The sequence below is a fragment of the Pseudomonas sp. P135 genome (genome assembly GCF_020312125.1).
Taxonomy (GTDB): Bacteria; Pseudomonadota; Gammaproteobacteria; order Pseudomonadales; family Pseudomonadaceae; genus Aquipseudomonas; species Aquipseudomonas fragariae.
In genome coordinates this window covers 39,712-66,222 of the sequence record NZ_JAGPYR010000001.1, presented here as the reverse complement: position 1 = coordinate 66,222, position 26,511 = coordinate 39,712, and the positions used below count along the sequence as shown (strand labels likewise).

Here is a 26,511-nt window from a genome sequence, read left to right as displayed (position 1 = left end):
CGGAGCGAGGGGGTTTGCCTACTTTGGCCCCATCAAAGTAGGTCGCCGAGGGGCGAAAAGGTGACCTGAGCCGAACGTCAATCCAGCTGATGTCGCAGAACCGCTGTGTGACGCGGAGCGTCACGAACTGCATTCCCACGCGGAGCGTGAGGAACGATAGTCATCAGGTTCCGGGCCGTGCCTCTAGCCCGACTACTCTAAAGTGCTTTTCAACCGCGAAGGAACCCGACGAAGTCGGGCCGGAAACAGGAGCGAAGGACTTTGCTCACTTTGGTCCCTCAAAGTGAGTCGCCGAGGGGCGAAAAGGTGACTTGAGTCGAACTCTAATCCACCTGATGTCACAGATCCGCTGTGTGACGCAGAGCGTCACGAACTGCATGCCGACGCAGAGCGTCGGCACGATAGTCAAAGCGGGGGCGGACGCAGCAGGCATCAGAACAGCTTGCTGAACACCCAATACAACGAACCTGACAAGAGGATCGCCGCCGGCAGGGTCAGCACCCAGGCAGTGGCCAGATTACGCAGGGTACGCATTTGCAGCCCCGAGCCATTGGCGACCATTGAACCGGCCACGCCGGACGACAGCACATGCGTAGTGGATACCGGCAGCCCATACATGTCCGCCGCGCCGATCGTGAACATCGCCACAACCTCTGCCGACGCGCCCTGGGCGTAAGTCATGTGCGTCTTGCCGATGCGCTCGCCCACCGTCACCACGATACGCTTCCAGCCGACCATCGTGCCCAGCCCCAGGGCGATGGCCACGACAATCTTGACCCAGGTCGGAATGAACCGCGTGGCACTGTCGATCTGCCCCTTGAACGCCTCAAGCTTGGTCTTGGTGTTCGCGTCGAAATCGCCGACCTTGTTTTTCTCCATCAGGCGGATGGTTTCCGAGGTCAGGTACATGTCGTTACGGACGTTGGTCACGGCTTCGGCAGGCACCTTCGACAGCGAGCCATAACTGGCGACCTGATCGCCGATCTTGCCAGCCATCACCGCCAGCGCAGGGATCAGTTCAGGGCTCGCTTCCTTGCTGACCAGGTAATCCGACAGCGTCTTGCGCGCATCTCCCGGGGCCGGTTGAGGGACGCTGCGGATCAACGCCTGCTGGGTTACTTCAGCCACAGCAGCGAACTGGGTAGCCTGTTCGGCGGGCATGGTGCGGTTCAGCGCATAAGCCATCGGCAGTGTGCCGACCAGAATCAGCATGATCAGGCCCATGCCTTTCTGCCCATCGTTGGAGCCATGCGCGAACGACACGCCCGTGCAGGTCACGATCAGCATGGCGCGAATCCACAACGGTGGCGGCGCGTTGCCTTCCGGAGCCTTGTACAGCGCGCGGTTCTTGATGAACATGCGCATGGCCAGCAACAGCAACGCCGCACAGCCGAAACCCACCAGGGGCGAGAGCAACAGTGAGTAACCGATCTTGGTGGCCTGCGACCAGTCCACGCCGCTGGTGCCGTCTCGCCCGTGCATCAGGGCGTTGGCGATGCCGACCCCGATGATCGAACCGATCAGCGTGTGTGACGAGGACGCCGGCAGACCCAGCCACCAGGTGCCGAGGTTCCAGATGATCGCCGCGATCAACAGCGCGAAGATCATCGCGAAGCCCGCCGATGAGCCGGTTTGCAGGATCAGTTCCACCGGCAGCAGGGCAATGATGCCGAATGCCACCGCGCCGCTGGAAAACATCACGCCGAGAAAATTGAAGAAGCCTGACCAGACCACTGCAAAGCCGGGCGGCAGGGAGTGGGTGTAGATCACGGTGGCGACGGCGTTGGCCGTGTCATGAAAGCCGTTGACGAATTCGAAGCCCAAGGCGATCAACAACGCTACACCCAACAGCACGAACGGGGTCCAGGTGGTGACCACCGTGCCCATGTCGTCAACGTCCTGTTTGAGGCTGTAGCCGGTGAACAGCAAGCCTGCGATGAGTATCGTGAAGAAAAGTATCATGGTCATTCGGCTGGGCTTGCGACCGAATTGACTCGCTGACAGGCTCGCCTTGCCGAGAGCGTCTGGAGACAGTGCGTTTGTAGCCATGTTCGCAATCCTGGATTGAAAGAATATTGACATGGTCATTGCAAAATGTGACAGCGGTGAGACATGTAACAATTGATTGCGCTTTTGCGCCGGTTTTCTGACAACCGGCGGGTGCGGGTGCTTATTCAGTAATCGCCGCGTTTGCGGAATGCCCAGCGCCCGGCGACCAGCGTGAAGGTCGCGACCAGCGCTACCAGAATCCAGAAGCCCTCAGGGTCAGAGGCCAGCGGTACGCCGCCCACGTTCATGCCGAAAAAGCCGGCGACGATGTTGATCGGCAAGGCCAGAACAGTCACCACGGTCAGGGTAAACAGGGTTCTGCTGCTCTGTTCGTTGAGGTTGGCGGCAATTTCTTCCTGCAACAGTTTGATGCGCTCGCCCAGCGCCGTAAGGTCGTTGATCACCAGTGAGGACTCTTCGATGGACTGACGCAACGCCTGAACATCCTGTTCGCGCAGCCATTGCGGAGGTTTGTGCAACAGGCGCATCAACGAGCCGGGCTCCAGCGCCAGCAGGCGTTGCAGACGGACCAGCACCCGGCGCATGGCGCCGAGTTCGGAGCGATTGTTGCTCAGTCGCTGCGAAAGCAACTGGTCTTCGATGCGGTCGACGTTGACGCTGGTCTTGCGCAGGAACTGCGTCAGTACTTCGCCCTGATCGCTCAGCAGGTGGGCGAGGAGCTCCAGCGGTGAGTCGAATTGTTCGCCGCGCTTGACCGCCGAGCGCAGCTTGTCCACCGAACGCAGCGGCTGCAGCCGGGCGGTGATCAGCAAACGCTGGCGGGCACAGACCCACAGGGTGGAAATATCCGTCGAGAGCCTGTTGAAGTCGAACACCACATCGTTGACGACCGCCAGCAGCGTGGTATCCACGTGCTCGATCCGCGTCGAACTCGAGCCCTCGTGCAATGCTTCGAAAAACTCTTCCGGAAGGTCCAGCTGCGCTTTCATCCAGCGTTCGCAGGCCGCGTGCGAGAGGTTCAGGTGCAGCCAGATGAAGCCGTTTTCTTCGGGAGGGTTTTGCAGGTAATCCAGCGCGGCGGCCGAACCGATTTCCTGGCCACTTTCACCATGGCGAAAACGGAAGCCGTAGAGCAGACCGAAAAGGTCGGAGTCCTGATGGTGGTGAGCGATACTGTGGTTCATGGCTGTCCACGCGCGGCCTGGCCCGGGCAGGGGAGGCGAAGGCCGCATGATGACAAGGCGTTATTTCATATTTGTGACAGCTTGTTGCCGGGTGTGACATCCGCCAGATCGAGAAACGACTGCATGGGCAGCCGTTCAGTCAATCGACAGCTCGCTACCGCCTCGACAGCGGTCAGACCATCGCCAACGGCACCTTGCGAGTCGGCGCAGGCCATGCCAGATCGATATCGGCCAGATCGCGCTCGGTCAGACGAATCTGCTCGGCAGCGATGTTCAGACGAATGTGTTCCGGGTTGGTCGCCTTGGGAATGGCGATCATGTTGTCCTGGCGAAGCACCCACGCCAGGGAAATCTGCGCCGGTGTTGCATCGTGGCGTTTGGCGATTTCGTGCAGGGCAGGGTGGTAGAGCAGATCGCCAGCCTGGCCGATCGGGCAGTAAGCCATCAAGGGCAGATGACGGTCTGCGCTCCACAGCATCAGGTCGAACTCGATGCCGCGCTGCTCCGGGTTGTAGAGCACCTGATTGGTGGCACAACGCGGGTTGTTGAGCTCGATCATGTCCGGCACATCAAAGTTGGACACCCCCCAGGCACCGATTTTGCCCGCTTCACGCAGACGCTCGAATGCCTCGACCGTCTCGGTCAGCGGGTACTGGCCTGGCCAGTGCAGCAAGTACAGATCGATGTAGTCGGTGTTCATGCGCCGCAGGCTGGCCTCGCACGCGGTTGGAATACCGGCGCGGCTGGCGTTGTGCGGGTAGACCTTGCTGACCACGAATACCTTGTCCCGCTGTCCGGCAATGGCTTGCCCGACGATTTCCTCGGCAGCGCCATCGGCGTACATCTCGGCGGTGTCGATCAGGGTCAGGCCCTGTTCGATACCAAGGCACAGGCCGGCGATTTCTGCCGAGCGCTGATGCCCTTTTTCACCCATGTGCCAGGTGCCCTGACCCAGCACTGGTACGGTTCTGCCTGCCAGTTCCAGTGTGCGCATGTGACCCCCTGCAATTAAATAAGCAGCTAATGAGCGGTTGAATAAGCAGGTCTCAGGCAACAAGAGGCGCACGAGGTTCCGTGACACCCCAATGACAATGCAGATTTAAACCCGGAACTGCTTCAGCAAGGTGTTCAACTCTTCGCTCAACCCGCGCAGGTGCAGACTGGCCGAAGTCGATTGTTCGGCGGCCAGTGCGGTGCTCTGGGACAGTTGCGCGGCCTGGGTGACGTTCTGGTTGATGTCATCCACCACGTGCGTCTGCTGCAGGGTGGCGCTGGCGATCGATGCATTCAGGCTGTTGAGGTTGCGCAGCGCCTGACTGATGGAGGTCAGGCTCTGGCCGGCCTGATTGGCCTGCTCGATGGTCAACTGCGAAGAGCGGCTGCTGTCACCGATCACCTTGACCGCTGCATCGGAATGCTTTTGCAGGCGTTCGATCATTGACTGGATTTCTGCGGTCGATTTCTGCGTGCGCTGGGCCAGCAGACGCACTTCGTCGGCCACTACGGCAAAGCCGCGGCCCTGTTCGCCGGCACGCGCTGCCTCGATGGCGGCGTTCAGCGCCAGCAGGTTGGTCTGCTCGGCAATCGAACTGATCACTTCCAGTACGCTGCCGATCTGCGTGCTCTCGCTGGCCAGGCTCTGCATCACTTGCACGGCCTGACCGATGGTGCTGGAGAGGTGTTCGATCTGGCGCAGGCTGTTATCGATATTGATTTGACCCTGCTGTGCCTGTGACTCGGCATCGCGCATTTCGCTGGCGGCATGTTCAGCGTTCTTGGCCACGTCCTGCACGCCGTAGGTCACTTCGTTGACCGCAGTGGCAACCAGGTCCATCTGTTGCGATTGTTGCTCGCTGCGGCTCTGCGCCTGTTCGGCGTCGCTGCCCAGATCGGTCGAGGCCTGGCCCAGCGCCACAGCCGAGTGCTGCAACTGACCGACGACATTGCGCAGCTTGGCGACAAAGGCATTGAAGTGCGTACCCAGCTCGGTTATTTCATCCTTGCCGTGGGTTTCCAGCGTGCGGGTCAGATCGCTCTCGCCACTGGCAATGCTGGCCATCGCACCGACCGCCGCTCTGAGAGGGCGCACAATGCTGCGCACGATCGTGACCAGCAGCAACACCATGATCAGCACGATGCCGGCGATGAACATCCCGGCGTTCCACAGTTGGGTCTTGAACTCTGCCGCTACGTCATCCACGTAAACGCCGGACCCCAGAATCCAGCCCCATGGCTGAAACAGCTGCACGTAGGAGGTCTTTTTCACCGGCTCGCTGGCACCGGGCTTGGGCCAGCGATAATTGACCATCCCGGCACCCTGGGCTTTGACCAGCGTGACCATTTCATTGAACACCGCAAAGCCGTCCGGGTCCTTGATGGTCGATAGATCCTGGCCTTCGAGCTTGGCGTTGGTGGGGTGCATGATCATCACCGGGCGCAGGTCGTTGATCCAGAAGTAGTCGCTCTGGCTGTAACGCAGGCTCTTTATCTCTTTCAAGGCTTGCTGTTGCGCAGCCTCGCGGGTCATGCCGCCCGCCGCTTCAAGCCCTTGATAGAAGGAGAGGATGCCGCTGGCCGTCTGCACCACATGCATGGTTTTCTCGGCCTTGGCCTGATACAGGTCATTATGCAGTTGCCTGAGCAGCGTCGCCGAAAGGACGAAGAGCATCAGTACTGAAACGACAAGAATCAGCCACAGACGGCGGCTGATGGACAAACTGCGCATACTCATGATCGGCATCCCATGCATTATTTTTTTTCTTCTGATGACTCTGATCCGCGCAGCGCGCGATTCAGGGCCTTTCAAGCATCTCGGCGCGTAATGACCAAACATGAGCGGTCGGTCACACTTTTTAGCGGCGTACACGGGTATGGCGAAAGGCTTACAGCAACAGACGCGATTGGCTCTATCGACTGACCCTCAGTGAATGTAGGATCCAATTCAACAGCTGCAGCGAAGGAACGCCGCAGTGATCAGGGAGGATCGACCATTGCCAGGAGGCTACTGACAGGATGTCGGAATGGTCATGTTGCAAAACCACCCGCTTCGGCGGGTTTTTTGCGTCTGCAGGAAAGCAGGGTGGGTTCAGCGGTCCGGCTCGCAGCCTTTGAGCACCAGCCTGAGGATGGTCCGGGTGGCCGCCTCGTAATCGGCATCCTGCAGTTTTGCCTTGCCGGTGACCGTTGCGATCTGCCAGTCGAAATCGGCGTAGGTCTGGGTCGCGGCCCAGATGGTGAACATCAGGTGATGAGGATCGAGCGGGGCGATCTGTCCGCTGTCGATCCAGGCCTGGATGCATTCGATGTTGTGCCGTGCCTGGCCATTGAGCTGTTCGATCTGCTGCGCTGTCAGGTGCGGGGCGCCATGCATGATCTCGCTGGCGAACACTTTCGAGGCGAAGGGCAGATCACGGGAAATCTGGATTTTCGAACGGATATAGCGGCTGAGGACTTCGGCAGGCACGCCTTCGGGGTTGAAGGGCGTCGACGCACGCAGAATGGGCTCGATGATGCTTTCCAGCACCTCGCGATAGAGGTTTTCCTTGGATTTGAAGTAGTAATAGACGTTGGGCTTGGGGACACCGGCTTTGGCCGCGATATCGCTGGTCTTGCTGGCGGCGAAGCCCTTGTCGGCGAATTCCTCGCTGGCAGCGCGCAGGATGAGTTCTTTGTTGCGCTCGCGGATACTGCTCATGACCCGGTTGTTCCCTTGCCTGCATGGCGGTCGCGCATGTTAGCACCGGGTTTGCGCAGCGCTCAATGTTGACGGCCCGGGGCAGGGTTGCACCGGGCCGTTTACTCAGGCACCCATCAGTTCCTGGACTCTGGCTGCCAACGCTTCAATCGCAAACGGCTTGGTCAGTACGCGCATTCCTGGACCGAGCTGTTCGTCACCGATGGCAGCGTTTTCCGCGTAGCCGGTGATGAACAGGGTCTTCAGATGCGGGCGGACCTCGCGTCCGGCATCGGCCATTTGTCGTCCGTTCATGCCGCCCGGCAAGCCCACGTCAGTGATAAGCAGGTCGATATGCACATCCGAACGCAGCAGCTTCAGGCCAGCCAGGCTGTCGGCGGCTTCGATCAGCGTATAGCCCAGGTCGCCGAGGGCGTCGGTGAGCAGCATGCGCACCGTGGGTTCGTCGTCCACGATCAGGATGGTTTCCCCGGACTGGGTGAACTCGAACGGTGTCTTGTGCACATCGCCTTCGTCTCTGGCCGCAGTGCCGTCGTAGCGGGGCAGGTACAGGGATATCGCGGTTCCCTTGCCGACCTCTGACTGAATACGCACCCGTCCGCCAGACTGATTGGCGAACCCGTAAATCATCGACAGACCCAGCCCGGTGCCCTGGCCAATGGGTTTGGTGGTGAAGAACGGGTCGAATGCCTTGGCGATGACATCAGGCGTCATGCCGGTACCGGTATCGGTGACGCACAGCGACAGATAATGGCCCTCAGGCATATCGTGTGCGCGTGCCACATCGCCGTCTATCCAGCGGTTGCTCGCCTCGATGGTGATGCGTCCGCCGTCCGGCATGGCATCGCGGGCGTTGATGCACAGGTTCAGCAGCGCGTTTTCCAGCTGGCTGGCGTCGACCAGTGTCGGCCACAGCCCCGTGGCACCCAGGGTCTCGACCACGATGCTGGGGCCGACGGTGCGCTGGATCAGGTCGGTCATGCCTTTCATCAGCCTGTTCACGTCAGTCGGCTGCGGGTCCAGGGTCTGGCGTCGAGAGAAGGCCAGCAGCCGGTGCGTCAGAGCCGCGGCACGTTTGGCCGCGCCCTGGGCCGTCACGATGTACTTGTCGACCTCGCCCCAGCGCCCTTGCTCGATCCGGGTGCCCATCAGTTCCAGAGCCCCGGAAATGCCTGCCAGCAGGTTGTTGAAGTCGTGGGCGAGGCCACCGGTCAGTTGCCCGACCGCTTCCATTTTCTGCGACTGGCGCAGCTTCTCTTCGGCCTGCATGAGCTCGGTGGTGCGCGCTGCCACGCGTTGCTCAAGCGTGTCGTTGAGGGCACGCAGCGCGGCAGTGGCACGGTCGCGTTCTGCCGCCACGGCGCGTCGTTCGTCAACGTTGATGAGCACGCCGGGAAAGCTCAATGGTGTGCCATCCTCGGCCCGATCGACCCGGCCGTTGGCTTCGATCCAGTAGTAGATGCCATCAGTACGACGAACGCGGTACTGGTGGGCGTAAACACGCCCGTTGGTGATGACCGCATTGATCGCAGTGATCAGGCCTTGCTTGTCTTCCGGGTGAACAGTGGCAATGACTTGCTCCAGACTCAGGCCTTCACGGCCCAGCGCGGGGTCCAGACCGAAGGCCTTGGCGAAGGCTTCGTCGACGGTAAAGCGATCGGTCGGCAAGTCCCAGTGCCAGGTGCCGATGATTGCACCGGCGGCCAGGGCGAGCTGAACGCGGTCGATGTTTTCGCGTGCGACGGCCTCGCTGGTGCGCAAGCGCTCCTCGGCATCGCGTCGCGCCGTCACATCGCTGAAGATCACCGCAATCTGCCGATCAGCCGGTTCACCGACACGCACCGCCTTGACTTCGAACCAGCGCTCGAACGCCTTGGCATAGTTCTCGAAGCTGGCAGGCTCGCCGGTTTTGGCGACGTTGCCATAGGCTTCGAACCAGAACCGCTCCAGGTCCGGCGCGAACTCGGTCACCCACTTGCCGCGCAAATCGACACCGGCCTGACGTTCAAAGGCAGGGTTGGCCTCGATGAAGCGGTAGTCCACCGGGCTGTCATCGGCATCGAACCTGACCTGAATGATGGCGAATGCGGCTTCGATGGTCTCCAGCATGGCCCTCGAGCGCTCTTCGCTCTGGCGCAGCGCGGTCTCGGCCTTGCGCATCTGCGACATGTCGAGCATTGCGCCGATCATGCGCACCGCCTGGCCGTCGATATCGCGTATCACATGACCGCGGTCCAGTACGTCGGCATAGGACCCGTCCAGACGACGAAAGCGGTATTCGTCTGTCCAGGCAGTGCCATTGCCGTCGATCACGGCATGAATGGAGTTGTATACGCGGGTGCGGTCGTCGGGATGGATCTGGCCCATCCACCAGTCACCGGACTTGTCCAGGGTTGCCAGCGGGTGGCCGTAAGCCTCTTCCAGCGCGTCGTTCCAGAGCACCAGATTGGTTGCAAAGTCCCAGTCCCAGATCGAGTCATTGGTCGCCTTGGCGGCCAGCCGGTAACGTTCCTGGGCTTCTTCGGTCGCGCGGCCGGCCAGATGCTCGCGGGTACGGTCGCGCAGGATTTTCACGAAACCGAGGTGGGTATTGTTCTCATCGTAGAGCGGCATCATCTCGCCTGATGCCCAGAACAGCTCACCGTCCTTGCGCAGGTGCCAGCGCTCGTCCGACGCCCGGCCTACGCTCAGCGCAAGCTGCATTTCATGTTCGACCCGGTTGCTGGCCAGGTCTTCGGGCGTAAAGAAACGCTTGGCGCTCTGACCGACCATCTCTTCCTGGGTCCAGCCCAGAACCTGCTCTGCGCCAGGGTTCCAGTCGGTGATGATGCCGTTGCCATCGGTCAGGATCATGGCGAAATCCATCGCGCTGTCAAAGACTGCGCGCTGGCGTGCCGCCCGGGCGACGGCTGAGGGCCGACAGGTATTTGTTGCGGCGTCGATGCCGGCTTCTTCAAGCGTTCTGCGCAGGTCCACGATCTGCGCCTCCAGCTCTTCTCTTGTCAGGTCTTTCAGAGCGCCTCCCGCTCACACGTTATGTTTGGCATGGGCGGAAACTTGCCGATGGCCTGCTTTGCACGGTCTGCTTTCCCTCGGCAGGCAGTGCCTGATGGGCGTCTTTCTATGGCGACCACCATACAGTCATTGCCGCGCCTGAGCTCACGTCCTGCCGTGACTGCAGCGCAGTGGCTGCGTCAGTGGACACCTGCCGACGAATCGGGTTTCGAAGGATCAGAATTTAAAACAGCCATTGTGTCCTGCGCTGGTTCCGGGGACATGTTCAAAGGCGCAGCGATTTTCCCGGGTATTCATCGGCCTGGGGGCGGCTTTCTTTAGAGAATGTCAGGCCTGGGTAACAACTTTGTTTGCAGGCTGCACACATTGCTCATTACCTGATGCGGGTGGGGCTTTCGAGTCAGCCTTTTTTCGGGGTTTTTCGGAACGCGTGCTAGGATTTACCCTTTCGTTATGCGAAACGTGCCCTTCGTATGTCCATCGATGTAAACAGTCCCGCTACTCCTGCACCCACCAAGCGTCGCCTGCCCAAGGGCGAGGTGCGCAAGGCCGAGATCATCAAGGCGGCCATGACCCTTTTCGCTCGGGATGGTTATGCCGGCGCCTCGCTGACCAACATTGCCAAGGTAGCGGGTCTCTCTCAGGTCGGCCTGCTGCACCATTTCCCGACCAAACTGGTGCTGCTGCAAGCTGTTCTCGAACATCGCGACCAGTACATTGCCGGCCGGCTGCAGGATGCCGATCAGGTCGCTTCTCTGCAGGGGTTCCTGTCGTTTCTGAAGCAGGTCATGAGTTTCAGTATCGAAGACGCCGCGGTCAGCCAGGCGCTGATGATCATCAACACTGAAAGTCTGTCGGTCACGCATCCTGCACACCGCTGGTTCAGCGAGCGTTTTGCGATTGTGCACGGCCATCTTCAGGCGCATCTGAAGTTGCTGGTCGAGGCAGGCGAAATTCGGGCGGATATCGACGCAAGGCAGATCAGCCTGGAGATAGCCGCCATGATGGATGGCATGCAGATTCAATGGCTTCGATCGCCAGGGGATGTGCAGATAGAGGAGGGGTTTGCCAGGTTTCTCGAGCGACTGGCGCGGGATCTGGCGGCACGCTGAGCTGCGAGCATTTACCAGACAGGCATCGGTGGTCCTGTCGACCACCGATGCCGTTGGCTTAGTAAGCCTGTTCTGCCTTGACCTGTACGGCCTTGCGCAGCGGGATCGGCAGCGGGTTGGAGTCGCGAGTGGTCAATTGCTCCGGGTACAGCGCTACAACCGTGCGGTCGAGCGCCAGGTTTTCCGAGTCCTTGCCCACCAGCACCTTGAACTTGCCAGGGTCAACGTTCCAGCTCACCGAGTTGGTTGAGTAGTACGCGAACGAGCGCGAGTCCAGCGCAATGGTCACGGTCTTGCTTTCGCCAGGCTTCAGGTAAACCTTGGAAAAGCCCTTCAGCTCTTTCTCTGGACGATCAACCAGCGGCTTTGAAGGCTGCACGTACACCTGAGCCACTTCAAAACCGGCCTTGTCACCCGTGTTGGTCACCGTGAACGACGCCTGAATGGTCGCGCCCGGTGCCAGCACGTTGCTCGACAGCTTCAGATCGCTGTACGCATAGGTGGTATACGAAAGCCCGAAACCGAATGGGTAGAGCGGTTTGGTGTGCTTCTTGTCGTAACCGCGATAGCCCAGGTACAGGCCTTCGCTGTAGCTCATCTCGACAGGCGGATTAGGGCTGCTGAAATAGTACGGCACCGGGTTCGAGTACGACGCATAGCTCGGATTGTCCTGTGCCTTCTTGTCCAGCGTGATCGGCAGCTTGCCCGATGGATTGACCTTGCCGAACAGTATTTCAGCCAGTGCCTGACCGCCCTGTTGCCCTGGATACCAGGCGTGCAGAGACGCGGCTACCTTGTCAGCCCACGGCTGCATGTCCATGCCACCGCCACCGTGCAGTACCACGATGGTTTTCGGGTTGGCTTTCTGAATGAAACCGATCAGCTCGGACTGGAATTGCGGCAGTTCGAACGGACGATCGAGTGACTCACCCTCGTATTCGAAGTTATTGCCGGCGGCTACCACGACAGCGTCGTAATCCCCCAGATTCTTCGGTGGTCGCAACGCTGCCCAGCTCATCTGTACGCCGTTCATGCCGCCCAGTACCGGAGTGAAGTTGCCCTTGAGCCGGCGGTATTCGAGGCGCACGTTGTATTCGCTGCCAGCCTTGAGATTCAGGGTTTTAACCGTCCGCGGAACCACTGGAATCAGGTCGAACGAGACTTGCGAACCCTCGTCCTCAAGCACCAGCTCATCGTTGATCCAGAGTTTATAGGCGCCGTCCGCGCGGACCTTGAACACCTGCGGCCCGGTGATCGTCGGTTTGATCTTGCCAGTGAAACGGGCCGAGAACGAACCGGCTGAAGGGCTGTAGCCGTTGACCGCGCTGCTGCCGTAATCAGTGACGTTGGTGTTGGTAATCCAGTCCAGGTTGACGCCCGGCTCGATGCGAGTTGCCACCGGGTCGCCGGACAGCGAGGTGTTGGCGTAGTACTCGGCTTTTACGCCGGTATTGCTGATCGCCTGCTGGTCACTGCCTGGCTGATACCAGACCGACGATTTAGGGTTGAGGCTCATCTGTGGCAGGTAGTCCACGTTGGACGGGTCAGACGCCAGTTGCTTGAGTCCGCTCACTTCGGTGACATAACTGGCCGGCGCCGAATAGGCAGTACCGAACGGCGCGGTCGGCGGCTGCATGGCCATGTCGCCAATGACGGCGATCTTCGCGTTTCTCGGCAACGGCAGTAGAGGTTTCTGCCCGTCCACTGGCTCGTTGCGCAGCAGGACGATCGATTCTCTGGCCACGTTCAAGGCCGCCAGTTGACCGTATTCACGATGCTCCAGTGGCTGCGCCTTGTTGATCCCCTTGTCAAAACCGTAGCTGACCAGCGCTCTCAGGTTCCTGCGCACCTTGTCGTCGATTACGTTCTGGTGCAGCTGACCGTTCCAGACATAAGGCAGCAGTTTGGCTTCGGTAAACTGAAGGCCGCTGGGCATGTCGATATCGGTGCCGGCCCAGGCGCCTTTGAAGGCGTCCTGAACCGAGTTGAAATCGCTCATGACGTTACCCTGAAAGCCCCACTGGCCTTTGAGGATATCGGTGATGAGGTGATGGTTTTCACACGCGTATTCGCCGTTGATCTTGTTGTAGCCGCACATGATCGAGGCGATATTCGAGTTCTTGACCAGCGATTCGAAGCCCGGCAGGTACAGCTCCTGCATCGCTCGTTCGTCTATCTTCACATCCAGATAATGACGGTTCGCTTCCTGCTCGTTCATCAGGTAATGCTTGGCGGCCGCCTGGACGCCTTGAACCTGGATACCGTTGGTGACGGCTGGTGCCAGTACTGCGCCGAGAAACGGATCTTCGCCGCTCATGTACTCAGCCGCCCGACCGTTGAAAGGCGTGCGGTACAGGTTGATGGCTGGCGACAGCATCTGCTGACCGCCTGCGATGCGGGTTTCGTAGCCAATGGCCAGACCGAATTCCTTGGCCCGGTTAATGCTCCAGGTGGCCGCGAGTGCTGACGGGGAAGGGTACTGCGCACCGAACGTCTTGCCGCCGACCAGTACGCCCATCGCCGAGTCATAGGCGACCGTACCCTGCAGGTTGAACTTGTCCAGCTTGGGAATCATGCGGCCGTCGTCAACGCGCGAAAAATTGATTTTTTCCGATTGCGTCATGTTGTCCAGCATCGCGCCTACGCGCGCTTCCACTTCATTGCCGGTCATCGGCGTGACAGCGAATACGCTGCCTGCCTGGGCGATACCGAGCGCCAACAGGCTCAGGCCCAGGCCTTGTTTGATCATGGACACGGAGTTATTCCTTACGTCATTCATTGATTGATCGGTTGCAGTCAGTGGGTCACTCAGTGGTCTTCATTGCCGGCAGGGGCGTCAGCAGTGTCGATCGGTGCATCCACCACCGTTTGCGCGCCGTTGGGCGTTTTCTGTACGGCAGCGTCGGCACCCGTGATCTGCTCACGCTGGGCGTCGACCTCTGCGCGGCGCTCGCTCGACGTGGATGGCAGCGGGTTCTGCCCGTCAGCGGCAGACACCGGGAGGGCGGCAAGGGACATCAGTAAAGTGGCAACAACAGGCAGCAGGGGGCTGGCCATCGGGAGAATCTCCAAACAGAAATATGAAACAGGCAGACAGGCAAGTCAGCAGCTCAGGGCCGCTGACAGTTCATTCAAGGCGTGCGTGACAAACAGAAAATTGCTGAAAGGTAAAATACACGAATGTAATTTTATATAGTTGAGGTTGGGTAAAATTCAATGGCAGCTATTTGGTTTTAGTATTACTTTAATTTCAAAATATAAATTTAATACGCAATATTTTTATGGTTTTTGTGTTTTTACAGAAATTAATCTTCTTTTTAAAAAGCAGAGTGATCACTCTGTTTTTGGCGGTTTAGATGGTTTTCATGGGGTCGCGTGCTGATGAGCGCAAGTATTGCTGACGCCTGAATACTGGCAGTGAGTGTCAGTATCATCACGTCGCTGTCCGGCCCGTCGAATAAAGTCCGGACGCCACCGAAGAATGCCTACGCCTGTCTGGACTGGAGTGAGTGTCTCCTCACATCGGCGGCGCTGCTGGAACTGATGCTCAAGCGTGGGTGGGTAAGTCGACATCTTGATTCCAGAGCGTTGAAGCTGACGCCCAAAGGGGCAGGCGGGATGGCGAAGGCGTTTGGTCTGGAAGGCGGTGCGTAAACGCTCAGATAACCACGCCGCTATCGGGTATGCCCGGTAGCAGCGTGGCTCAGGTTCAGAAGCTGTACTTGGCCGTCAACGCATAACTGCGCGGGTTGCCGTAGACGTCGGTGGAGCCCCAGACCGAGCTGGCGCCAATCGCCGTGTAGTAGGTGCGGTCGAATATGTTGTTGGCGTTCAGTTGCAGGTCGAGGTTCTTGCTCACCTGATACCCCGCCATCAGGTCGGCGACGGCGTAGCTGCCCTGTTCCAGGCGATAGCTGCCATCGGTGAGCGCGATGTCGTTGTACATGCGGCTTTGCCAGTAGACGTTGCCGCCGACGCGCATTTTCTCCAGTGCACCCTGCAGGCGATAGACCGTCGATACCTTGAACAGATGCTCGGGCGTGTCGGTGTTGAATTGCTGGTTCTTGTTCGCCGGATCGGCATCCTTGAGGTAGTGGGTGCGGGCGTAGGTGTAGCCGGCGCCGACTTGCCAGTTCTCGGTCAACGCGCCTTGCAGCTCCATCTCGATGCCCTGACTGCGTACCAGACCGGCAGCGTCGTAACAGGTCAGAACCGCGCAGCCTGCCTGGGTCGGTGACTGGGTCTTGAGGTTTTTCTGGTCGATCTGGAACACCGCCAGGGAGGTGTTGAGGGCGCCGTTGAAGTATTCACCCTTGATACCGACTTCATAGTTTTCGCCGACCACCGGCTTGAGCACCTTGCCGGACAGGTCCTGTGCGCTCTGCGGCTGAAAGACGTCGGTGTAGCTGGTGTACAGCGAGTGGTGTTCATCCAGCTTATAGATCAGCCCTGCGTAGCGCGTCAGGTTACGGGTGACTTTGTAGTCTTCATCGCCGACGCGGTCATCGTAGTCGTACCAGTCCAGACGGCCGCCGAGGATCAGGGTCAATGGATCGGCCAGGCTCAGGCGTGTGGTGAGATAGACCGCGTCCTGGGTGGCGATGCTGTGCGTCTTGCCATTGCGAACGAAGTCCGGCTTTGGCGCGGCAATGGGCAGACCGGTGTCGTAGGGGCTGTACTCCTTGCTGGTCTGGTCGTACACGCGCCGGCTGGTGCCGACCACCACTTCATGAGTGCGGCCGAAGGCTTCGACCGGCCCACTGGCGTAGACATCGAAGGCGCTCTGCTGCTCTTCCGGCCTCGACTGGTAGGCCGTGGTTTCCAGCGGGCCGTTGTAGCGAGACAGGTAGGTCCCCGAAAACAGGCCGTCCAGCGACGAGCTCGAGCCTGCTACGCGCAGTTTCCATTCGTTGTCGAAACGGTGCTCCAGCTCACCGAACACGGTGTCTATCCGGATTTTCTTGTTTTCCCAATCCGAGCCGGAATAGGTGGAGCGCGGCAGGTTCAGGTGGTGACCATCGACACCCAGAGGCAGGCCGCCCCAGAAGTAGTTGGTCTGGTCTTCCTGACGAGAGAGGCCCAGGGTGGCGGTCGTCGCGTCGCTCAGATCGGCTTCGACCACCCCGTAGAACACGCCGTGATCGCTCTTTTCCTTGTCGCGGAAGCTGTTGGCATCCTGGTAGGAGCCGACTATGCGGCCGCGAACCGTGCGGCTGTCGTTCAGTGGGCCGGACGCATCGAAGACGCCACGGTAATCGTCCCAGCTCCCGACCGTGCCGGTGAGGGTGACCTGTGGCACGGCGGTAGGGCGTTTGCGCACCATATTGATCGCTGCCGAAGGATTGCCAGACCCTGTCGCCAGGCCAGTCGCGCCCCTGATCACCTCGACATGATCGAACATGGCCAGATTGGGTTGAACGCCTGCCGTGTAGCCCGAGTAGGAGGCGGGCAGGCCGTCGTACATGATGTTGTCGATGTCGAAACCGCGCGACGTGTAGGTTTGCCGGCCCGGCCCGCTGGACTGGTCCAAAAACAGTCCCGGCGTATACCTGACCACGTCATTGATGCTGGTCATGGCCTGATCGTCCATGCGTTGGCGGGTGACGACCGTCACGGCCTGCGGCGTTTCACGAATGGTCAGCGGCAACTTGGTCGCGGTCTGCATCGGGCCGGTGGTGTAGGACTGACTGCCCTCGGTTGTGGAGCCAAGTTGATCACTGCTGATCTGCGTGGCGCCCAGCTCCATGGTCGTGGCGGGCTGTTCTTCAGCGCCAAGGGCTGCCTGTGTAGTGGCAGCCCAGATGCCCATGGCCAGCAGACCCGGTGTGAAACGATTACGGCTTTGCGATTGTTGCCCCGACATGAACCCGACACTCCCTGATGCCCTCCATGGCAGGATGATAATAATGTTGATAATGGTTCGCATTAGTGTGACAGGTTGTTTCGCACAGAAAAAGACACTGCGAACAAATAGTTAACAAAATTTTCACATTCAACGCTGAGGCCGGGGGGCCGTCGTTTTGGGTGTCTGATAGGTACCCCATCGAAAAGCGCTATGAAAATCTTGTACATGAAATTACATTGGTACAAGTTTTTATGGCTGCGGAGCCTCTTCCATTGACCCAAGCCCCTCGTCTCCACCTGATCCTCGGCGATCAGCTTTCCTTCGATCTCGCATCCTTGGCGGGTCTGATCCCCGAGCGCGACACGGTCCTGATGGTCGAGGTCATGGAAGAGGCGAGTCATGTGCCGCATCATCCGCAGAAGATCGTGCTGATCTTCAGTGCCATGCGTCATTTTGCCGAGGCGCTGCGTGAGCGTGGTGTTCGGGTGCAGTACGTCATGCTCGATGATCCGCAGAACACCGGGTCGGTGCCGGGTGAGTTACAGCGCTGGCAGGCCCTGTTGCGAGCAGAAGAGTTGCACATCACCGAGTGCGGCGACTGGCGTCTGGAACAGTCGATCAAGGACTGCGGGTTGCCCATCCAGTGGCACGCCGATACACGCTTTCTTTGTTCCCGTGACGAGTTCTCGTCGTGGGCGCACGGCAAGAAGCAGTTGCGCATGGAGTTCTTTTACCGGGAGATGCGCCGCAAAAGCAGGCTGCTGTTGAACGGCGACGGTACGCCGGTCGGTGGTGCCTGGAACTTTGATGCCGAGAACCGCAAGGCGCTGCCCAAGGGCGTAGCAGCGCCTTATCCGCTGCGCTTTTCCGCCGACACCATTACCCGCCAGGTACTGAAACTGGTAGGCGAGCGCTTTGCCAGCCATTACGGCTCGCTGGATAATTTCGACTATCCGGTTACGCATGCCGATGCCCAGGCGCTGTGGGAGTACTTTCTGGATTACGGCCTGGCCGGTTTCGGCGATTATCAGGACGCGATGGCCACTGATGAGCCTTTTCTGTTTCATGCGCGCATCAGTGCTGCGTTGAACATCGGCCTGCTGGATTTACGCCAGGTGTGCAGTGACGTTGAGTCCGCGTACTGGGCGGGCAGGGTGGGGCTGAATGCCGCCGAAGGTTTCATTCGCCAACTGATCGGCTGGCGGGAGTATGTGCGTGGCGTCTATTGGCTGAAAATGCCTGATTACGCGAGCGGCAATCTGTTCGGTAACAGCCGGCCGCTGCCCGAGTTTTACTGGACCGGCGAAACGCAGATGAACTGCATGAGTCAGGCCATCGGCCAGAGCCTGAAGCATGCCTACGCCCACCACATTCAGCGCCTGATGGTCACCGGCAACTTTGCCCTGCTTGCCGGGATCGTGCCGGAGCAGATCTGCGAGTGGTACCTGGCGATCTACATGGATGCCTTCGACTGGGTCGAGCTGCCCAATACGCTGGGCATGGTCATGCATGCCGATGGCGGCTATCTGGGCTCCAAACCCTATTGCGCCAGCGGCCAGTACATCAAGCGCATGTCTGACTATTGCCGCGGCTGTGCGTACAAGGTCACTGAAAGCACCACTGAGGATGCCTGTCCGTTCAATGCGCTGTACTGGCATTTCCTGATGCGCCATGGCGACCTGTTGCGTCGCAATCAGCGCATGGCGATTATCTATAAAAACCTTGATCGCATGGCTGAGCCCAAACAGCAGGCGCTGTGGGCGCGTGGCGAGCATCTGCTGGCCAGGCTCGATGCCGGAGAGGCGCTTTGAAAAAGGCCGAGCTGCCAGTCAGAACCTGTGTGGTCTGCGGGCTGCCGTTCACCTGGCGCAAGAAGTGGGCGCGCTGCTGGGATGAGGTGCTTTATTGCTCTGAGCGTTGCCGGCGAAACAAGCGCACGGCAAGCCAGTAGCGTTTTCAAAATATTTCGAAATGAAAAGCGCTGAACTATCGCTTGCTCAGCATGATCCTTCCTTATGCGCATTCAGCGCGACCCCGACCTGCCAGCGCATCCGCACTGAGTGTTGATCCAGGGTCGCCGAACGAAAAGGAGCCGTCATGACCGTAACCACCCATCCCGTCTACCGCTACACGCCAGGCCCGCTACATGCGACCTTGCTTGCCGGAACCGTGCCTTTGTTTCTCGGCGGCTTGCTGAGTGATATTGCCTATTACCAGACCTTTCAGGTTCAGTGGAGCAACTTTGCCGCCTGGCTGATTGCCGGAGGCCTGTTGTTCTGCGGGCTGGCGTTGCTGTTCGCGTTGGTCAATCTGGTTCGCGCCGATCACAAGGCTGGTCGTCCCGTGGTGTACTTCCTGTTGTTGCTGGTCACCTGGGTGCTGGGTCTGGTCAATGCCTTCGAGCATGCGAAAGACGCTTGGGCGGTCATGCCGTCGGGCTTGATCCTGTCGGTCATCGTCACCGTTCTGGCCTGCGTTGCGACGTGGACCGGGCTTACCAGCCTGCGTCCCGGAGGTGCAGAATGAGAAATATCCACGCATTGACTGCATTGAGCATGGCGCTGCTGCTGAGCGCCTGCGGTGGTGAAGCCGACAGCACTCAGGCGCGCGGACCGGACCCGAAGCTGCCGGATCCGCAACGCGGCCTGTTGCCGAGCATGAAGATTGCAGAACCCACCGCATGGGGCGATCAAAAGCCTGCCGTGCCTGAGGGTTTCAGCATCACGGCGATTGCCAGCGATCTGAATATTCCACGTCAGTCCATCGTTTTGCCCAACGGCGACATCATCGTTGCCGAAGGGCGCGGCGGCAGCGCCGCCAAGCTCAAGCCCAAGGACGTGATTGCCAGCGTCATCAAGGCCGAGGGCAACACCAAGGTCAAAAGCGGTAATCGTCTGACACTGTTGCGAGACGCCGATGGCGACGGCAAGTACGAGCTGAAGACGGTGTTTGCCGAGAACCTCAATGCGCCTTATGGCCTGGCCTTCGCGAACGGCAAGCTGTACGTGGCCAATCAGGATGCGCTGGTCAGCTTCGATTATCAGGAAGGCCAGACCAAGGCCAGTGGTGAACCGACCAAGGTCACCGACTTGCCTGCAGCGATCAACCACCACTGGACCAAGTCGCTGACCGTCAGCCCTGATGGCCGTTTCCTGTACGTGGGCATCGGCTCGAACAGTAACGTGACCGAGCGCGGCATGGAGGTCGAGATCGATCGGGCAATGGTCTGGCAGATCGACGCCGCCACCGGTGCCCACAAGCCTTATGCGACCGGTCTGCGCAACCCGACGGCACTGGCGATTCAGCCGGGCACCGGGCAACTGTGGACAGTGGTCAACGAGCGTGACGAACTCGGGCCTGATCTGGTTCCGGACTACCTGACCTCGGTGAAGGAGGGGGCGTTTTACGGCTGGCCTTACAGCTATTGGGGCCAGAATGTCGACACGCGTGCCCAGCCGCAGAATCCGGCCAAAGTCGCTGCGGCGATCAAGCCTGATTACAGCCTTGGTTCGCACGTCGCCGCACTGGGCGTGTCGTTCTCGATCCCGGCCATGGGCGACAAGTTTGCCGACGGCGTGTTCGTTGGCGAGCACGGCAGTTGGAACCGCGATAACCCGGTGGGCTACAAGGTGATCTTCGTGCCGTTCAGCAATGGGCGTCCTGCGGGCGAGCCTGTGGACTTCGCAACCGGTTTCCGCGGAGCTGACGGCAAGACGCGCGGCCGGCCAGTGGGCGTGACGGTTGATCCGAAAGGCGCACTCATCATCGCTGACGACCTGGCAAACACCGTCTGGAGAGTGACCCGCAACAAGTAGGTCACGATGGCCTGAGGTCGTTGTTGAGTAATCGTTCCCAAGCTCTGCTTGGGAACGCCGTTCTTGACCCAGAGCGTCGGCACGATAGCCGGTGATTGATCGTTCCCATGCGCCGCGTGGGAATGCCGTTCGTGACGCTCCGCGTCACCGATGCCACCTCGACCCGGAGCATCACCCTGATGGCCCGTCTTCGCGGGACCTACCTCGCGTTATCCACACAAAATTCTTTCGCAAGGTGGCTTCGATGCGCGCTTACACGTTAGGGTTGGCCGCTTCCACGCGCTGGCCTGAGCGGCCGGTCGCTGACATCCCTGAATTCTGGAACCGCTGTGAGTCGCTTTGAAACCGCTGGAAACGTACGAACAAAACCCGCTTCATGGTGGGCCGTTGGCAGCGTATCGCTTGGGTCGTTCGCCACCGTCACCACTGAATTTCTGCCGGTCGGGCTGCTGCCCGATATCGCTCGCGACCTGGGAACCAGCATCAGCCAGACAGGCTTGATGATGGCCGTCCCCGGCATCCTTGCGGCCATCTCGGCGCCGTCCTGTATTGCCCTGTTCAGTCATGTCGACCGCAAGCGCCTGCTGCTCGGGCTGCTGTCGATATTGCTGGCCTCCAACCTGATCGTCGCGTTGTCCACGCACTTCTGGCTGACTTTGGCGGGCAGGGTCCTGCTCGGCTTCGCGCTGGGGGGATTCTGGACGATTGCCGGGTCACTCGGGCCGCGTTTGAGGCCCGGCAAGGAGGGCGTCAAGGCCACCGCGTATGTGCTGGCGGGCGTCTCGATCGGCACTGTCGCGGGGATTCCGGCCGGCACGTTGATCGGTGAAGCCTTTGGCTGGCGTGCTGCGTTTGAAACAGCGGCAGTGGTCACGGTTGCCGTGGGGGTGTTGATTGCAACCTTCCTGCCTGCGTTGCCGGGCGAGCGCTCTGCCGGCATCAGCCAGATGTTGTCGCTGGCTGGCGAGCAGCGCATTCGTCGCATGTTCGCTGCCGCACTGTTGATCTATGTGGGGCACTTCGCGGCTTACACTTACCTCGCGCCCTTCGTGCAGGAATTCGCGCATATTCAGGGTCAGGCCCTGGGCGCATTGCTCTTCGCCTTCGGCCTGGCGGCGGTTGCAGGTAATCTGGCCGGTGGAGCTCTGGCGGCCAGGAGCGCACCGTCCTCGGTGCTGATCATGACCCTGCTGATGCTGGGTTCGCTGACCGCGCTGCTGATGTTCGTCGGTAACCCGTGGCTGCTCTGGCCGGTGATTCTGGTCTGGGGGTTCGCGTTCGGGATGATCCCCATCACCACGCAGATCTGGTGCTTCGAGGCCTCCAATGATCGGGTCGAAGGCGTTCAGGCGTTGCTGGTCTGTGTGGTGAATCTGTCGATTGGCGGCGGGGCGTTCATTGGCGGTGTGGTGTCCGGTCGGGCCGGCTTTACCGCTGCCATCGTGATCGGTGCGGTATGTGCTGCGCTGTCCATGCTCACCGTGATGCTGGCGATGCGCAACTCAAAGCCGGTCAGTTGCACCGACTGATCTGCCAATAATGAGAGACCGCGGCGACGCTGAATCCATCGCCGCGATACCTCATCACACCTTCTTCACACCCTCAGCCTGCCTTGAAAAACGCGACCTTGCGGGTCAGGCGATCCGCGAGCTGCGCCAGTTCCTCACTGGCGGTCGCCACTTGCTGCGATCCATTGGCAGATTTGAGTGTCGAGTCGTGAATGCTGGTGATGTTCATCGCAACGTCTTCTGCCACCGCACTCTGTTGAACCGACGCGCTGGCGATCTGCGCGTTCATGTGATTGATCGCACTCACTTCCTGATTGATTCTCGACAAGGCGCTTTGGGCATTGCGTGTCTGTTCCACGGCACGATTGACCAGTTCACAGCTGTCGCGCATGTTCTGTGCCGCAGTTTCCGTACCACCCTGCAGCGTGCTGATCATGTTCTGAATCTCCTGGGTCGACAGCTGGGTGCGATTGGCCAGCGAACGAACCTCATCGGCGACCACCGCAAAACCTCTGCCATGCTCGCCCGCGCGGGCGGCTTCAATGGCCGCGTTGAGGGCCAGCAGGTTGGTTTGTGAGGCAATCGAGTTGATCACCTCGATCACCTTTTCGATCTCCTCGCCATGCCGTGAGACCTGCTCCACGGTGCTGGTCGTTTCAGTCAGCGTGGCCGCCAGTTGTTCGATGGCAGTGGTGGTACCTTCAACGAGGCTGTTGCCGCTCGCCACCTCACTGTCAGCCAGGCGCGCGGCATCCGCGGCCTGTGCGGCATAGCCCGAGACTTCACTGACCGTCGCGGCCATCTCGCTGATGGCGGTGGCCACCTGTTCGGCTTCACGGGTCTGCACCATGATCTGGGCATTGTTGGCGGAGGAGGCCGCCGACAGCACGGTGGAGGACTGGCTGACCTCCTGAGCGGCCATTCGTACGTCGGTGATGGTTTCCGAAAGACGGTTCAGCGCTGTTCTCAGCACGCCCATGACGCTGTCGGGATACGCCGTGGTGATGGTTTGCTGCAGATCGCCCGCCGCCAGTCGGCGAATGGCCTCGGCAACGTCGACCGGCTCCGCGCCAAGAGTCTTTTTCACGAAGCGGATGATGAACGCCGACAGTACGATGCTCAGCAGCACAGCGAACGCCGTGGCCAGCAGCATCAGGCCGCGGAACTGGCTGGCGGTCGCCTGCACATTATCCAGCTGGACCCTGATCGAGGCTTCCTCATGGTCGATGAGCGCGTTGATGCGCTTCAGCCATTCACTGTAGTTACCGGAGGTCTGGCTCAGCAACAGGGCCTGCGCACCGGCGATGTCTCCGGCACGGCGCAAGGCAATCACGCTCTTGGTAGAGCTGAGCGTTTGCTGTTCGATTTCCTTGATGCCACGCAGCAACTGGCGTTCTTCGGCACTGACGTTGGGCTTGGTGAACAACTGCTCCATCGGTACGGCCGAGTCGACATAGTCCTTTTCAAGACGGGTCATCTCTGCCAGATGCAGCGCCATGTCCTGGTCGTTGTTGACCAGCACGGCGTCGCGCAGAGCGATCGCACGGTTATGCACGCTGCCCCGGAAGTTGATCGCATAGCGTTGCACCTTGGCGGCATTTTCGCCTACGTCTTCCAGGGTACTGTCGATGAAGCCGACCCGCTGAATGCCAACGGCTGTGATCAAGATGAGCAGCGAGACGACAGCGGCGAATCCCAAGCCGATGCGCGTAGCCAGAGAAACCTGATTTTTCATGAAATGAACCCGAGCGAGGCAAGAGAAGAAGTCGGATGAAATAATGGCGAAGAGCCTTTATTCAGAATGGCCTGACAATACCGTCCAGTCGACTCGCTGCCCAATAGATATTTGCGCACGGTGACATAGACAGGTGTTATTTCAGAACTGTATGACAGTTACGAAAGCGTGGGGTGCGATCTTTAGGATCCTCGTCGTCGCTCTGTGCCGCGGGTAACCGGCGACGCTCATGTCGTTCGCCGGTTACGGGGGGGTTGCTGCGTCGGTCAGACGAATCCGGTTACTGCATGGGGCACGTACGGTGCCTCGAGGCGTTTGATGTCCTCATCACTGAGCACCAGTTGCAGTGCCGCGATGGCATCGTCCAGTTGCGTCGCCTTGGAGGCGCCGACGATGGGCGCGGATACACCGCGCTTGGCCAATACCCAGGCCAGTGCGATTTGCGCCATCGGCACCCCGCGCTCTGCGGCCAGCTGTTCCACGGCATCGATCACGCGACCGTCTTCCTTTTCCGTCGCCTCGTAAAACGACTGGCCGGATACGTCGGTTCTGGTCCGCTCGGTCTGTTGACCATGGGGCCTGGTCAGCCTGCCGCGTGCCATCGGGCTCCACGGCATCAGGCCGACCCCCTGATCGATACACAGCGGGATCATCTCTCGCTCTTCTTCGCGATAGACCAGGTTCAGGTAGTTCTGCATCGAGACGAATCTGCTCCAGCCATGCGCGGTCGCGACCTGCTGGGCCTTGGCGAACTGCCATGCGTACATGGAAGACGCGCCGATGTACCTGGCCTTGCCGGCCCTGACCACATCGTGCAGGGCTTCCATGGTTTCTTCGATGGGCGTGTCATAGTCCCAGCGATGGATCTGGTACAGGTCGACATAGTCAGTGCCGAGCCGGGTCAGGCTCGCGTCGATACTGGACATGATGGCCTTGCGCGAGAGCCCCTTTTCGTTGGGGCGGGTCGAGCCTTCCCACATGTTTGCCGGAAAGAACACCTTCGTTGCGATCACGGTCTCGTCGCGACGTGTGAACTCTTTGAGCAATTTACCGACGATGGTTTCCGAAGTACCTGCCGAGTAGCTGTTGGCCGTGTCAAAAAAATTGATGCCTTGCTCGACGGCGTGTTTGATGATCGGTCTGCTTGCTTCTTCGCCCAGTGTCCAGGGATGCGTTCCGGCATCGGGCTCGCCGAATGTCATGCATCCCAGGCACAGTCTGGAAATATCCAGTCCTGTGTTGCCAAGCTTTACGTAGTCCATGAATCCTCCGTCTATCGTTGATTGAGCAGCCGCCGAGCCGTTTCGCGTCTACAGTTGGGCAACGTCTGCCCGGAACAACTCGCTTTGACGCGATTGGTTCTATAGTTCTAGATCTGTAGAACTATAAGCGACTGTGCACGATTCGGGAGAGCAATATGGCCAGGCTGGAACAGATAGGGTTTCTCGGTTTCGATGTATTCGGCACCGTTGTCGACTGGCGAAACGGCGTGGCGCGGGCCGCTGCGCCATTTCTGCAGCGGCATGGCGTGGACGTCGATCCCCTTGATTTTGCCGATCAGTGGCGGGGTCTTTATCAGCCTTCCATGCAGCGCGTGCGTGCGGGTGAGCGCCCGTACGTGACACTCGACGTGCTCAACCGGGAGAGTCTCGAAACAGTGCTGGCGCGCCATGAGGTGGATTTCGGCAGCATCCCCGACGCCGAGCTCGTCGAGCTCAACAAGGCCTGGGAGCGGCTCGATCCATGGCCTGACTCGGTCGCAGGCCTGAGCCGATTAAAGCGCAGGTTCTCGATCGGTACGCTATCGAACGGACACATCGCCGGAATGCTCAACCTGGCGAAATTCGGCGGATTGCCCTGGGATGTTATCGTCGGTGCGGAGATCGCCGGGACCTATAAACCGATGCCCCAGACCTACCTGAAGTCTGCAAAAGCAGTAGGCCTGGCGCCGCATTGCGTCGCCATGGTGGCTGCGCATAACGCCGACCTGACTGCCGCTCGTGCGAATGGCTTCAAGACCGTTTTAGTCCGACGTCCCGCCGAGCACGGGCCAGGCCAGACGTCTGACCTAAGCGCCGAACAGGACTGGGACGTGATGGTCGATTCCCTGACCGAAGCGGCTGACGCGCTCGATTGCTGAAGCGCCCGTTAGGCCGTTGCGCCAACGCTTTGCGTGCCGGGAAAAGTCGCCGCCCGACGCTGAAATTTCAAACGGCTCTCCCGCCGCGACAGCAGTGCCGTTTGACGGACACTTTCGCGGTTTGTAACTTTTTGTTTGCCTCACCGCCAAAAATCGTGGTTATTATCCCCGGCGCTCAGGGCCAAAAACCCAGCGCCAATGACTGTCACGGGTTCACAGACTCCGCAGTCACAGCCGATCGGGTCCACCCTGGCGCTGACACCCCGGCGCAGGCCGTTCCCCGTCGTTGACCCTCGAACGGAAGATGAGGTTTCAATTGGTCACGCGGTATGCAAACGTCAGTTCCAAGGGCAGAGCGATCAGTCTCGTCAACGAGCCAGCCACCCCCCTTTCTGTAGGCGAGTCGCGCCGTGCCGCGTTCGTCTGTCATCCCTCTGCGATCCCCCCGAGTGC

The 26,511-nt window shown here is 59.9% G+C and carries 18 protein-coding genes and 1 pseudogene; 8 read left to right on the top strand and 11 right to left on the bottom strand.

The window, feature by feature from the left end:
- Positions 1-432 precede the first annotated feature (432 nt).
- From KBY08_RS00195 to KBY08_RS00170, 6 genes are all read right to left on the bottom strand, one after another.
- Positions 433-2,049 (bottom strand): inorganic phosphate transporter, encoded by a 1,617-nt coding sequence (locus tag KBY08_RS00195; protein WP_003415783.1) that lies wholly within the window; start codon positions 2,047-2,049, stop codon positions 433-435.
- A 125-nt stretch (positions 2,050-2,174) separates the two neighbouring features.
- Entirely contained in the window at positions 2,175-3,194 is a 1,020-nt protein-coding gene (locus tag KBY08_RS00190) for a transporter (protein WP_024659363.1), read from the bottom strand.
- A 172-nt stretch (positions 3,195-3,366) separates the two neighbouring features.
- Positions 3,367-4,188: an aldo/keto reductase gene (locus KBY08_RS00185; RefSeq protein ID WP_003315245.1), complete on the bottom strand. Its 822-nt coding sequence runs from the start codon at positions 4,186-4,188 to the stop codon at positions 3,367-3,369.
- A gap of 105 nt (positions 4,189-4,293) precedes the next feature.
- Positions 4,294-5,925 (bottom strand): methyl-accepting chemotaxis protein, encoded by a 1,632-nt coding sequence (locus KBY08_RS00180; RefSeq protein WP_024651275.1) that lies wholly within the window; start codon positions 5,923-5,925, stop codon positions 4,294-4,296.
- Between the two features lie 354 nt (positions 5,926-6,279).
- The gene (locus KBY08_RS00175; protein WP_010429686.1) at positions 6,280-6,888 is read right to left on the bottom strand and encodes a TetR/AcrR family transcriptional regulator; all 609 of its coding nucleotides are present in this window, start codon (positions 6,886-6,888) and stop codon (positions 6,280-6,282) included.
- A gap of 105 nt (positions 6,889-6,993) precedes the next feature.
- The gene (locus tag KBY08_RS00170; RefSeq protein WP_111522416.1) at positions 6,994-9,864 is read right to left on the bottom strand and encodes a PAS domain-containing protein; all 2,871 of its coding nucleotides are present in this window, start codon (positions 9,862-9,864) and stop codon (positions 6,994-6,996) included.
- Between the two features lie 512 nt (positions 9,865-10,376).
- On the opposite strand from KBY08_RS00170, the gene KBY08_RS00165 reads away from it, so the two are divergent.
- A complete protein-coding gene (locus KBY08_RS00165) occupies positions 10,377-11,015 on the top strand; it encodes a TetR/AcrR family transcriptional regulator (RefSeq protein ID WP_103359765.1) in 639 nt (212 codons plus the stop codon).
- 58 nt (positions 11,016-11,073) lie between these two features.
- Here KBY08_RS00165 and KBY08_RS00160 read toward each other — a convergent pair whose 3' ends face one another.
- Complete coding sequence (locus KBY08_RS00160) at positions 11,074-13,764, bottom strand: beta-glucosidase (RefSeq protein ID WP_164990174.1); 2,691 nt, start codon at positions 13,762-13,764, stop codon at positions 11,074-11,076.
- 59 nt (positions 13,765-13,823) lie between these two features.
- On the bottom strand, positions 13,824-14,072 hold the full coding sequence (locus KBY08_RS00155; RefSeq protein ID WP_024639210.1) for a hypothetical protein: 249 nt from the start codon (positions 14,070-14,072) through the stop codon (positions 13,824-13,826).
- A gap of 426 nt (positions 14,073-14,498) precedes the next feature.
- Between KBY08_RS00155 and KBY08_RS00150 the strand changes: the two are divergent.
- Positions 14,499-14,669 (top strand): annotated as a pseudogene (locus KBY08_RS00150) (ArsR family transcriptional regulator); the annotation flags it as partial.
- Positions 14,670-14,724: 55 nt separating this feature from the next.
- Here KBY08_RS00150 and KBY08_RS00145 read toward each other — a convergent pair.
- Positions 14,725-16,878, bottom strand: coding sequence for a TonB-dependent siderophore receptor (locus tag KBY08_RS00145; RefSeq protein ID WP_024659602.1), 2,154 nt, complete (start codon positions 16,876-16,878; stop codon positions 14,725-14,727).
- A gap of 233 nt (positions 16,879-17,111) precedes the next feature.
- On the opposite strand from KBY08_RS00145, the gene KBY08_RS00140 reads away from it, so the two are divergent.
- From KBY08_RS00140 to KBY08_RS00120, 5 genes are all read left to right on the top strand, one after another.
- Complete coding sequence (locus tag KBY08_RS00140; RefSeq protein ID WP_011267236.1) at positions 17,112-18,671, top strand: cryptochrome/photolyase family protein; 1,560 nt, start codon at positions 17,112-17,114, stop codon at positions 18,669-18,671.
- Complete coding sequence (locus KBY08_RS00135; RefSeq protein WP_080267559.1) at positions 18,668-18,811, top strand: DUF2256 domain-containing protein; 144 nt, start codon at positions 18,668-18,670, stop codon at positions 18,809-18,811. Before KBY08_RS00140 ends, KBY08_RS00135 begins: the two co-directional genes overlap by 4 nt.
- 146 nt (positions 18,812-18,957) lie before the next feature.
- Positions 18,958-19,386, top strand: a complete 429-nt coding sequence (locus tag KBY08_RS00130; RefSeq protein ID WP_024659604.1) for a DUF2231 domain-containing protein — start codon at positions 18,958-18,960, stop codon at positions 19,384-19,386.
- Positions 19,383-20,675 carry a PQQ-dependent sugar dehydrogenase gene (locus tag KBY08_RS00125; RefSeq protein ID WP_024639214.1) on the top strand — a complete coding sequence of 431 codons (1,293 nt, stop codon included), beginning with the start codon at positions 19,383-19,385 and terminating at the stop codon, positions 20,673-20,675. Before KBY08_RS00130 ends, KBY08_RS00125 begins: the two co-directional genes overlap by 4 nt.
- Positions 20,676-21,004: 329 nt before the next feature.
- Entirely contained in the window at positions 21,005-22,204 is a 1,200-nt protein-coding gene (locus KBY08_RS00120) for an MFS transporter (protein WP_024660452.1), read from the top strand.
- 73 nt (positions 22,205-22,277) lie between these two features.
- Here KBY08_RS00120 and KBY08_RS00115 read toward each other — a convergent pair whose 3' ends face one another.
- Positions 22,278-23,918 carry a methyl-accepting chemotaxis protein gene (locus KBY08_RS00115; protein ID WP_111522418.1) on the bottom strand — a complete coding sequence of 547 codons (1,641 nt, stop codon included), beginning with the start codon at positions 23,916-23,918 and terminating at the stop codon, positions 22,278-22,280.
- 266 nt (positions 23,919-24,184) lie between these two features.
- Positions 24,185-25,180, bottom strand: a complete 996-nt coding sequence (locus tag KBY08_RS00110) for an aldo/keto reductase (protein WP_024641998.1) — start codon at positions 25,178-25,180, stop codon at positions 24,185-24,187.
- Between the two features lie 155 nt (positions 25,181-25,335).
- Between KBY08_RS00110 and KBY08_RS00105 the strand changes: the two genes are divergently transcribed.
- Entirely contained in the window at positions 25,336-26,058 is a 723-nt protein-coding gene (locus KBY08_RS00105; RefSeq protein ID WP_024660277.1) for a haloacid dehalogenase type II, read from the top strand.
- Positions 26,059-26,511 lie beyond the last annotated feature (453 nt).